This window comes from Clavibacter sp. MX14-G9D (assembly GCF_032917815.1).
In the GTDB taxonomy this organism is placed as follows: Bacteria; Actinomycetota; Actinomycetes; order Actinomycetales; family Microbacteriaceae; genus Clavibacter; species Clavibacter michiganensis_K.
In genome coordinates, this window is record NZ_JAVCVL010000095.1 from 1 (window position 1) to 9,658 (window position 9,658).

General features: G+C 73.8%; 9 protein-coding genes. 5 read left to right on the forward strand and 4 right to left on the reverse strand.

The window, feature by feature from the left end; all coding sequences use genetic code 11:
- On the forward strand, positions 1 to 421 hold a 421-nt coding region (locus Q6969_RS09100; protein ID WP_396335531.1), incomplete at its 5' end, for a biotin-dependent carboxyltransferase family protein.
- Between the two features lie 39 nt (positions 422 to 460).
- Here the strand turns inward: Q6969_RS09100 and Q6969_RS09105 are convergent.
- The 4 genes from Q6969_RS09105 to Q6969_RS09120 all read right to left on the reverse strand — a co-directional run bounded on the left by Q6969_RS09105 (position 461) and on the right by Q6969_RS09120 (position 5,545).
- Positions 461 to 1,303, reverse strand: a complete 843-nt coding sequence (locus tag Q6969_RS09105) for a DUF2510 domain-containing protein (RefSeq protein ID WP_317230147.1) — start codon at positions 1,301 to 1,303, stop codon at positions 461 to 463.
- A gap of 151 nt (positions 1,304 to 1,454) precedes the next feature.
- Complete coding sequence (locus Q6969_RS09110) at positions 1,455 to 3,941, reverse strand: excinuclease ABC subunit UvrA (RefSeq protein WP_317230148.1); 2,487 nt, start codon at positions 3,939 to 3,941, stop codon at positions 1,455 to 1,457.
- Positions 3,942 to 4,053: 112 nt separating this feature from the next.
- Positions 4,054 to 4,266: a hypothetical protein gene (locus Q6969_RS09115; protein WP_094115022.1), complete on the reverse strand. Its 213-nt coding sequence runs from the start codon at positions 4,264 to 4,266 to the stop codon at positions 4,054 to 4,056.
- A gap of 235 nt (positions 4,267 to 4,501) precedes the next feature.
- Positions 4,502 to 5,545 (reverse strand): sigma-70 family RNA polymerase sigma factor, encoded by a 1,044-nt coding sequence (locus Q6969_RS09120; RefSeq protein ID WP_317230149.1) that lies wholly within the window; start codon positions 5,543 to 5,545, stop codon positions 4,502 to 4,504.
- Between the two features lie 315 nt (positions 5,546 to 5,860).
- Here Q6969_RS09120 and Q6969_RS09125 point away from each other — a divergent pair, with 315 nt between their 5' ends.
- The 4 genes from Q6969_RS09125 to Q6969_RS09140 are packed head-to-tail and all read left to right on the forward strand — an operon-like array spanning position 5,861 to position 9,481.
- Positions 5,861 to 6,505, forward strand: coding sequence for a histidine phosphatase family protein (locus Q6969_RS09125; protein ID WP_317230150.1), 645 nt, complete (start codon positions 5,861 to 5,863; stop codon positions 6,503 to 6,505).
- Positions 6,505 to 7,116, forward strand: coding sequence for a TlpA disulfide reductase family protein (locus Q6969_RS09130; RefSeq protein WP_317230153.1), 612 nt, complete (start codon positions 6,505 to 6,507; stop codon positions 7,114 to 7,116). Before Q6969_RS09125 ends, Q6969_RS09130 begins: the two co-directional genes overlap by 1 nt.
- Positions 7,117 to 7,857 carry a cytochrome c biogenesis protein CcdA gene (locus tag Q6969_RS09135; protein WP_317230151.1) on the forward strand — a complete coding sequence of 247 codons (741 nt, stop codon included), beginning with the start codon at positions 7,117 to 7,119 and terminating at the stop codon, positions 7,855 to 7,857.
- On the forward strand, positions 7,841 to 9,481 hold the full coding sequence (locus Q6969_RS09140) for a cytochrome c biogenesis protein ResB (RefSeq protein WP_317230152.1): 1,641 nt from the start codon (positions 7,841 to 7,843) through the stop codon (positions 9,479 to 9,481). The genes Q6969_RS09135 and Q6969_RS09140 overlap by 17 nt, the downstream gene beginning before the upstream one ends.
- The last annotated feature ends 177 nt before the right edge of the window (positions 9,482 to 9,658 follow it).

Here is a 9,658-nt window from a genome sequence, read left to right on the forward strand (position 1 = left end):
GGGCGACGTGCTCCCCGTCGGGCCGCCGCCCGCGCGGCCCGTCCCGCCGATCGACTCGCTCGCCGTGACCGCGCCCGCGGACGGCGAGGTCGTCCTCCGCGTGTCGGCCGGTCCCCGCCTCGACTGGTTCGTCGACGGGTCCTGGGCCGCGCTCCTCGACCGGCCGTGGGAGGTGACCGCCGAGGCCGACCGCGTCGGCGTCCGCCTGGCGGGCGAGCCGCTCGTCCGGCGGATCCCCGGCGAGCTGCCCAGCGAGGGCGTCGTCACCGGAGCGCTCCAGGTGCCGCCCTCGGGGCAGCCGATCCTGTTCCTCGCCGACCACCCGATGACGGGCGGCTACCCGGTGATCGGCGTGGTCGCCCGCGACGACGTCCGCCTGGCCGCGCAGCTGCGCCCCGGCCAGCGCGTCCGTCTCGTCTGAGGCGGACGCGCCGACCGGGGCGCAGGGGGGGGGCGGCGGTCAGTACCCGCCGGTGCCGTACATCTGGAGGCCGGCGGTGACGGCCTCCAGGGCCTTCACGATGGAGACGAACGCCACGATGGCGATGAGCCCGATCCAGAGCCAGATCGGGGCGAGCGCGTTGGCGGGGGAGCCCGGGATGCGGCGGCGGACGACGATCGACCGGCCGATCAGGTAGACGCCGCCGGCCACGGGGATGAACGCCCACGCCCAGTGGAACGGCCGCACGATCCCGCGGCGCGTGAGGTCGCGGTGGTCGAAGTAGGCGAGCGCGACGGAGGCCGCCCACATGAGGAACTGCACCAGGCTGCTGAGCGCCGAGGCGACGGCGGCGTCGGGCCGCGGGCCGCGCGCGCCCATCTCGAGCGCCGCGCGGTAGTCGACGCTGAGCGCCAGGAGGATCGAGATCACCGGCAGCGCCGCGAGGACCCACACGGCCCAGGTGAAGGGGGAGGTGCCCGCGGGCGCCTGCGGCGGCGGGGTCGGGGCGGCGTACGCCGGCGGCGCGTAGCCGGCCTGCGAGTACGGCTGCTGGGAGTAGGGCTGCTGACCGGACGGCTGGTGGGAGTACGGCTGCTGCGAGTACGGCTGCTGCGCAGCCGGCGGGCTGACGGGCGGCGCGACGGGCGGCACGGAAGCGGCGGCGGGAGCGGCCTGCTCCGGATCGCGGCCCGCGTCCGGCGAGGACGACGTCGCGGCGGAGGAGGCAGCGGCGCTCGCCGCCGGCGCGTCCGTCAGGTGGTCCGTCCACCGCGTCCCGTCCCACCAGCGCAGGCGGTCGGATCCGGCGGGGTCCGCGTACCAGCCCGCGGGCGTGGAGGGTGTTCCGGTCGAGTCAGTCACGAGTGCTCCTTGCGAGGTGCGGCATGCAGATGGGGCGTCGGGCGCGCGCGGGCACGGACGCTGGAGGTCACACTACCCACGTCGGCCCGGACCCGGGCCGACGCTCGCGGCCCCGTGCCGGAAGCCGCGAGCGGCCGGGCCCGGCCCTCGGTCACGACGCCGCGAGCCGCCGCGCGAGGTACGGCGCGGTCCGGCTCCCGGCCGCGTCCGCGACCTCCCGCGGGGTGCCCTGGGCGACGATCCGGCCGCCCTGGTCGCCGCCGGACGGGCCGAGGTCGATCACCCGGTCCGCGTCCGCGACCACGTCCATCTCGTGCTCGACGACGACGACCGTGTTGCCGGCGTCGACGAGGCCCTGCAGCTGGCGCAGCAGCAGCACGACGTCCGCCGGGTGCAGTCCCGTCGTCGGCTCGTCGAGCAGGTAGAGCGTGTGGCCGCGCGGCGCCCGCTGCAGCTCGGTGGCGAGCTTGATCCGCTGGGCCTCGCCGCCCGAGAGCTCCGTCGCGGGCTGGCCGAGCCGCAGGTAGCCGAGGCCCACGTCGCGGAGCGTCGCCAGGGCGCGCTCGGCGAGCGGCACGTCCACGAGGAAGCCGTGGGCCTCGTCGACCGTCATCGCCAGCACGTCGGCGATGGACCGGCCGCGGTACTCGACCTCGAGCGTCCCCGGCTCGTACCTGGCGCCGTGGCAGGTGGGGCACGGCCCGTACGACCCGGGCAGGAAGAGGAGCTCGACCGTCACCGAGCCCTCGCCCTGGCACGTCTCGCAGCGCCCGCCCGCCACGTTGAAGGAGAAGCGGCCGGCGCCGTAGCCCCGGGCGCGCGCCGCGTCGGTGGACGCGTACGTGCGCCGCACCGCGTCGAAGAGGCCCGTGTAGGTGGCGAGCGTCGAGCGCGGGGTGCGGCCGATGGGTCGCTGGTCGACGGAGACGAGCCGGTCGACCGCCTCCGCCCCCTCGACGCGGGCGATCCGCGCGGGTGCCGCCGCGTCGTCGCCGTCCGCGTCGTCCGCCTGCTCGACGACCACGCGGTCGGGCGCGAGCGAGGCCCGCAGGAGGTCGGGGAGGACGCGGCTCACGAGCGTCGACTTGCCGGACCCGGAGACGCCCGTCACGGCGACCATCACGCCGAGCGGGATCTCGACGTCGAGGTCGACGAGGTTGTGGAGCGTCACGCCCGTCGCGCGGATGCTGCCGGTGGGGGTCCTGGGGGTCCGTCCGGCGCGCGGCGGCGCGAGGTCGGGGAACAGGTGGGGGCGGGTGGCGGAGGCCCCCACCTCGCGGAGGCCGGCGACGGGGCCGCTGTAGACCACGGATCCGCCCGCCTGGCCGGCCCCCGGGCCGACGTCCACGATCCAGTCGGCGCGCCGCACGACGTCCATGTCGTGCTCCACCACGAAGACCGAGTTGCCGGAGTCGCGCAGCTGCTCGAGCACCTCGAGCAGCGGCTCGGCGTCGGCCGGGTGCAGGCCCGCCGACGGCTCGTCGAGCACGTAGACGACGCCGAACAGGCCCGACCTCAGCTGCGTCGCGAGCCGGAGCCGCTGCATCTCGCCGGGCGACAGCGTGGTGGTGACGCGGCCGAGGCTCAGGTAGCCGAGGCCGAGGTCCACCAGCACGGCGAGGCGCGCGACGAGGTCGGTCGTGATGGTGACGGCCACGTCGCCCATTCCCGCGGTGGGCGCGATGGCGGCGGCGAGGTCCGCGAGGGTCAGCGCGTTGAGCTCCGCGATGCTCCGGCCGGCGAAGGTCACGGCGATCGCCTCGGGCGTGAGCCCGCTGCCGCCGCACCGCTCGCACGTGCCCGAGACCATGTGCGCGAGCGCCGCCTCGCGCAGGCGCGGGCTCGCGGAGTCGGCGAGCGTGTGCAGCACGTAGGAGCGCGCGCTCCAGAAGCGCCCGTTGTAGGGCTTCGCCACGCGGTCGCGCTGCGGCGTGATCTGCACCACCGGCTGCTCCGGGGTGAAGAGGATCCAGTCGCGGGCGTCCCGCGGCAGGTCCCGCCACGGGACGTCGACGTCGTAGCCGAGCGCGATCGTGATGTCACGGAGGTTCTTGCCCTGCCAGGCGCCCGGCCACGCGGCGATCGCGCCGTCGCGGATGCTGAGCGACGGATCCGGCACGAGCGAGTCCTCCGTGACGGTGTGCGCGACGCCGAGCCCGTGGCACACGGGGCACGCGCCCGCTGCCGTGTTGGGGGAGAAGGCGTCGGAGTCGAGGCGGCCCTGGCCGACGGGGTAGGTGCCGGCGCGGGAGAGCAGCATCCGCAGCGAGTTGGAGAGCGTGGTGACCGTGCCCACCGTCGACCGCGTGCTCGGTGCCCCCCGGCGCTGCTGGAGCGCGACGGCGGGCGGCAGCCCGGTGATGCTGTCGACGTGCGGGGTCTGCTCCTGCCGGATGAGGCGGCGGGCGTACGGCGCGACCGACTCGAAGAAGCGGCGCTGCGCCTCCGCGTAGACCGTGCCGAAGGCGAGGGACGACTTGCCCGAGCCGGAGACGCCGGTGAAGGCGACGATGCGGTCCCGGGGGATGTCGACGTCCACGTCGCGGAGCGTGTTCTCCGACGCCCCGCGGACCCGGACGAACCCGTCGGCGCGGTCGTCGGGGGCGGATGCGGGCGGGGTCGTTCCGGGGACAGGCACCTGCTCGACCCTATGCGGGTCGACGGACCTCCGCGCACCGGCCGGTCGCGGGGCGCCCGCGGGCGTCCGCGCGCCGACGGCCGTCCCCGCGGGATCGGCCGTCCGCGCGGGATCAGCCGAGCGCGCGCCGGGCCTCGAGGAGGGTCGGGAAGTCGCCCACGTCGCGACCGAGGCGGTCGGTGACGTGGAAGCCGACGCCCCACCGCTCCTCGGACATGCCGGCGAACTCGTCGCCGCGTCGGGCGACCCAGAGGCCGGCGGCGACGGGGGACCAGCTGATGCCGGGCACGTCGGTCTGGCCGGGTGCGGTCTGCGTGAGAGCCATGGCTCCTCCTTCTCCGCGGCTCGTCGTCGAGCCCGCGCTGTCGTCCGCGTCGGGGGTGCGCGCCGCGGATGGGTGGATCTCGACTGTATGCGCACTAACGACTAGTGGGCATCGTTCCGAGCGGATCCGCAGGAAGGCCGTCCGGCGTGCGCACCGGCATCGGCGGAGCGGCCTCCACGACGGCAGGGCCGCCCGCGACGTGCGTCGCGGGCGGCCCTGTCGTCGTGCGCGGGGATCAGCCGCGGATGTACGTCTCCAGCTCCGGGATGCGGAGCTTGGCGAGGCACTTCTTCTCGATCTGGCGCACGCGCTCGCGCGTCACGCCCAGCTGCTGGCTGACGAACGCGAGCGAGCGCGGCTCGAGCCCGGCCAGGCCGAAGCGCATCCGCACGACCTCGGCGTCGCGCTCGGCGAGTCCGTCGATGAGGCGCGTGACGTGCGCGGCCATGAGCTGCTGCGTCACCACGTCGATGGGCTGCGTGACGTCCGCGTCCTCGATGAGGTCGGCCATCTCGGTGTCGCCGTCGCCGCCGCTGCCGCCCACGAGGACCTGCAGCGACATGGGCTCCTGCGCGCGGTCGAGCAGGTAGCGCACCTTGGTGACGGGCGTGTCGGACTCGCGCGCGATCTCCTCCATGGAGGGGTCGCGGCCGAGCTCCACCGCGAGCTCGCGCTGCACGGCGTTGATCCGGTTGATGTGCTCGACGGTGTGCACGGGGATCCGGATGGTACGGCTCGTGTCGGCCATGCCGCGGGTGATGGACTGCTTGATCCACCACGACGCGTAGGTCGAGAACTTGAAGCCGGCCTGGTAGTCGAACTTCTCGACCGCCCGGACGAGGCCCATGTTGCCCTCCTGGATCAGGTCCAGGAACGGCAGGCCGCGGCCCGTGTAGCGCTTCGCGATGCTGACGACGAGGCGCAGGTTGGCGTTCACCAGGTGCTGCTTGGCGCGCATCCCGTCCTGGGCGAGCGTCTGGAACTCGCGCCGCTCGGCGGGCGTCAGGCCGTCGCGGGTGTCGAGCACCTCCTGGGCGAGCACGCCCACCTCGATGCGGCGCGCCACGGTCACCTCCTGCTCGGCGGTGAGCAGCGGCACGCGGCCGATCTGGCGGAGGTAGTCCTTGACGGCGTCGGTGCTGGCGCCGGGGGTGACGAGCGAGGGCTCGGGGAGGTCGCTGTCCGCGTACGGATCCACGGGGCCGATGGCCTCGATCCGGTCCAGCGCGGAGTCGGTGGTGGTGTCGGTGGCCGTGGGCCTGGTCGGTGTCATCGTCATGGTGCCCGTTCCTTCCGCGCCGTCCCTGACGGCATCGTCATGCGGGCCCCTGTCCGTGAGACGGGGGTCGCGGCGGGGTCCCGTGTGCCACGGGGCTCTCGCCAGGAGGCCGTTCCCGACCTCGAGCACCTAACTTAGCGTGCGATTCCTTTGGGGCCCAAACGTTCGTATACGCATGTAACATCCGGTCGGCGCCGGTCGCGAGAGACCGGCCCCCACCGGTGTCCACAATCGTATTGGGGACTAATGGTTAGCGCAGGGGGTTGCGCCGGATCCTCGGCGGTTGTACATCCACCCGACACCTACACTTGACGGGTGGTCGCCTCACGAATCCATCTCGTCCGTCACGGCGAGGTGCACAACCCGCACGGGGTCCTCTACGGACGCATCCCGGGATACGGCCTCTCCGAGCTCGGCCACCGCATGGCCGACGCCGCGGCACGTGCCCTCGAGGATAGCGGCGCGCCCGTCAACCGCGTCATCGCGTCCCCGCTGCAGCGCGCGCAGGAGTCCGCGGCACCCTGGGCCGAGCGCTTCGCCCTCGAGGTCGCCACCGACGAGCGGGTCATCGAGCCCACCAACCGCTTCGAGGGGTCCCGCTTCCCGTCCCCGGCGCGCATCGCGCGCTCGCCGCGCCTCTGGCCCCTGGTCGTCGACCCCGTGAAGCCCAGCTGGGGCGAGTCCTACCGGTCCATCGCGGCCCGCATGGCCGACGCGGTCAAGGCCGCGTACCGCTCCGTGCCGGACGGCGACGTCGTCATCGTCAGCCATCAGCTCCCCATCTGGATGGTGCACCTCTCCCTCGCGGGCGAGCGCCTCTTCCACGACCCGCGCAAGCGCCGTTGCGCGCTCTCCAGCATCACCACGGTCGAGCGCGTGGGCGACCGCTTCGTCGAGACCGGCTACCTCGACGCGGCCGCCGGCCTGACCGACCTCGCGGTCGACACGGGGGCCGTGTGATGCGGGGCGTCCGCCGACCGCGCCGTCTCCTCGCCGCCGCGGCGACCGCCGCCCTCGCCGCCGTGGTCCTCGCCGGCTGCGCGGAGGACCCGCTCGCCGCCCAGTACCGCAGCGGCAACAACGAGCGCTACATCGCGGGCGACGGCACCTTCACCGAGGTCCCCGTCGCAGACCGCGCCGACCCCGTCGACTTCTCCGGCACGCTCTCGGACGGCACCGAGATCTCCTCGGACGACTACCGCGGCTCCGTCACGGTCGTCAACTTCTGGTACGCCGAGTGCCCGCCCTGCCGCCTCGAGGCGAAGGACCTGCAGGCCGCCAGCGAGGAGCACGCCCCGGACGGGGTGAGGTTCCTCGGCGTCAACACGCGCGACCAGGCGCCCAACGTCGACTCGTTCGACCGCACCTACGGCATCACCTACCCGTCCGTCCTCGACGTCGAGGACACGTCGATGCAGCTCGCGTTCGCGGGCACCATCGCGCCGAACGCCGTGCCCGCCACCATCGTGCTCGACCGCGAGGGGCGCGTCGCCTCCCGGGTGCTCGGCCAGATCGACCCGGGAGTCCTGCGCACCCTCGTGACCGACACGGTCGCGGAGGCGGCGGGGTAGGTGGACCAGATCCAGGGCGCCCTCTCGGGCCAGCTCCTCGTCGCGGTGCCGCTCGCGCTGCTCGCGGGACTGGTCTCGTTCGCCTCCCCGTGCGTGCTCCCGCTCGTGCCCGGCTACCTCGGGTACATCGGCGGCATGGCCGAGGCGAAGGGCGGATCCGCGACCCGGCGCCGCCTGCTGATCGGCACGGCGCTGTTCGTGCTCGGCTTCTCGGCCGTCTTCATCGTCACGACGCTCGTCTCCGCGACGGCCGGGTTCTGGCTGATGCGCTGGCAGGACCTCATCACGCGGGTCCTCGGCGTCGTCCTCATCGTCATGGGGCTCGTCTTCACGGGACGCCTCGGCTTCCTGCAGCGCGAGGTCAAGGCCTCGTGGCGGCCGGCGACGGGCCTCGCGGGCGCGCCGCTGCTCGGCGTCGTCTTCGGCATCGGCTGGGCGCCCTGCATCGGCCCGACCCTCGCGGTCGTCATCTCCATGAGCCTCACCTCCGCGGACGCGGGCCGCGGCGTGCTCCTCGGCGTCGCCTACTGCATCGGCCTCGGCGTGCCGTTCCTGCTCGTGGCCCTCGGCCTCGGCTGGATGACGCGCACCGTCGGGTTCCTCCGCCGCCACATCCGCACCGTCAACCTCGTCGGGGGCGCCGTGCTCGTCCTCATCGGCCTGCTCATGGTCTCGGGCCTCTGGTCGGCGTGGATGCTCCAGCTCCAGGGGGTGATCGCCCAGTATGTCCCGGCCATCTGACCACGTCGACTCCCCGCGGCCCGCAGCGCGCGAGGGGGCTCCCATCGCGCAGCCGCGGCTCGGGTTCCTGGGCACGCTCCGCTGGTTCTGGCGGCAGCTCACGAGCATGCGCACCGCGCTGTTCCTGCTGCTGCTCCTCGCCTTCGCGGCGATCCCCGGATCCCTGGTGCCGCAGCGCAGCTCCGACCCGAACGGCGTGACCCAGTTCCGGGTCGACAACCCCGACGTGTACCCGGTGCTCGACGGCCTGCAGGTGTTCGACACCTACAGCTCGGTCTGGTTCTCCTCCATCTACCTGCTGCTGTTCATCAGCCTCATCGGCTGCGTCGTGCCGCGCGCCAAGCACCACTTCGACGCGCTCCGCCAGGCGCCGCCGAGGACGCCCGCGCGCCTCTCGCGCCTCGCCGGGTACACGACGCGCACGACCACCGCGGACCCCGTCGACGCCATCCGGCAGGCCCGCGCGCTCCTCAAGCGCCAGCGCTACCGCACGGTCCTCGTCGACGACGCGTCGGCCGCGGGCGGCGTCCTGTCCGTCTCCGCGGAGCGCGGGTACCTGCGCGAGACCGGCAACCTGGTGTTCCACTCGGCCCTCGTCGGGATCCTCGTGACGGTCGGCGTGGGCGGCGGCTTCGGCTACTCCGGCCAGAAGGTCCTCGTGGAGGGGCAGTCCTTCGTCAACACCCTCTCCACCTTCGACTCGTTCAACCCGGGCCGGTTCTTCGACGACTCGGCGCTCACCCCGTACCGCGTGAAGCTCGACGCGCTGCACGTGGAGTACGAGCAGGAGAACCCGAACGCCATCGGCCAGCCGCTCGACTTCACGGCCGACGTGACCGCCGACGTCCCGGGCGGCTCGCCCCAGGAGCGCGAGGTGAAGGTCAACGAGCCGCTCGCCATCGGCGGCACCGACATGTACCTGCTCGGCAACGGGTACGCGCCCCGCGTGACCGTGCGGGATCCCGAGGGCACGGTCGTCTACAGCGCCGACGTCCCCTTCCTCCCGCAGGACGCGAAGCTCACCTCGCTCGGCGTCGTCAAGGTGCCGGACGGCCTGCGCGAGCAGGTCGGGATGCTCGGCTTCTTCTACCCGACGCAGGGTGCGGAGAAGGCCCCGTTCTTCTCCTCCTACCCGGACCTCGACAATCCGCTGCTGACGCTCAACGTCTACACGGGCGACCTCGGCATCGACGGCGGCGTGCCGACCTCGGTCTACACGCTCGACACGGGCGACCTCACGCAGCTCACCGGCGGGAAGACCGGCGTGGCGTCCATCGAGCTGGCGCCCGGCCAGTCGGTCGACCTGCCCGACGGGCTCGGCAGCGTCAGCCTCGACTCGGTGCCGCGCTTCGTCTCCTTCGACGTCCACCACGACCCGACGCAGGGCTGGGTCCTGCTGTTCGCGATCCTCGTGCTCGGCGGCCTGCTCACCTCCCTCTTCGTGCCGCGCCGGCGCGTGTGGGTGAAGGCGGTGCCGCAGTCCGACGGGTCCACCACCCTCGAGTACGCGGGCCTCGCGCGCGGCGAGGACCCCACGCTGGAGGCCGCGGTCGCGGCCCTGGCCGACCGGCACGTGACCGGCCTCGAGCCGGGCCGGGTGTCAGGAGCGGAAGCTAGGCTCTGATCGTGAACACGGCCATGCTCGACGACGTCTCCCTCATCGCGCTCCTCGTCGCGATGGGGCTCTACGCGGCCGCGTTCATCGCGTTCGCCCTCGACCTGGCGCGGCGCTCGGCGCTCGTCGCCGACGCGGCCACCGCCGCCGCGCGCCAGCCCTCCGCCGTCGGCGCCACCGCCGCCC

What these genes read in the sequence shown, in the direction of transcription:
- Q6969_RS09130 (WP_317230153.1), top strand. Translation starts at nt 6,505, where the DNA reads ATGCGGGGCGTCCGCCGACCGCGCCGTCTCCTCGCCGCCGCGGCGACC.
- Q6969_RS09120 (WP_317230149.1), bottom strand. Translation starts at nt 5,545, where the DNA reads ATGACGATGACACCGACCAGGCCCACGGCCACCGACACCACCACCGAC.
- Q6969_RS09115 (WP_094115022.1), bottom strand. Translation starts at nt 4,266, where the DNA reads ATGGCTCTCACGCAGACCGCACCCGGCCAGACCGACGTGCCCGGCATC.
- Q6969_RS09140 (WP_317230152.1), top strand. Translation starts at nt 7,841, where the DNA reads ATGTCCCGGCCATCTGACCACGTCGACTCCCCGCGGCCCGCAGCGCGC.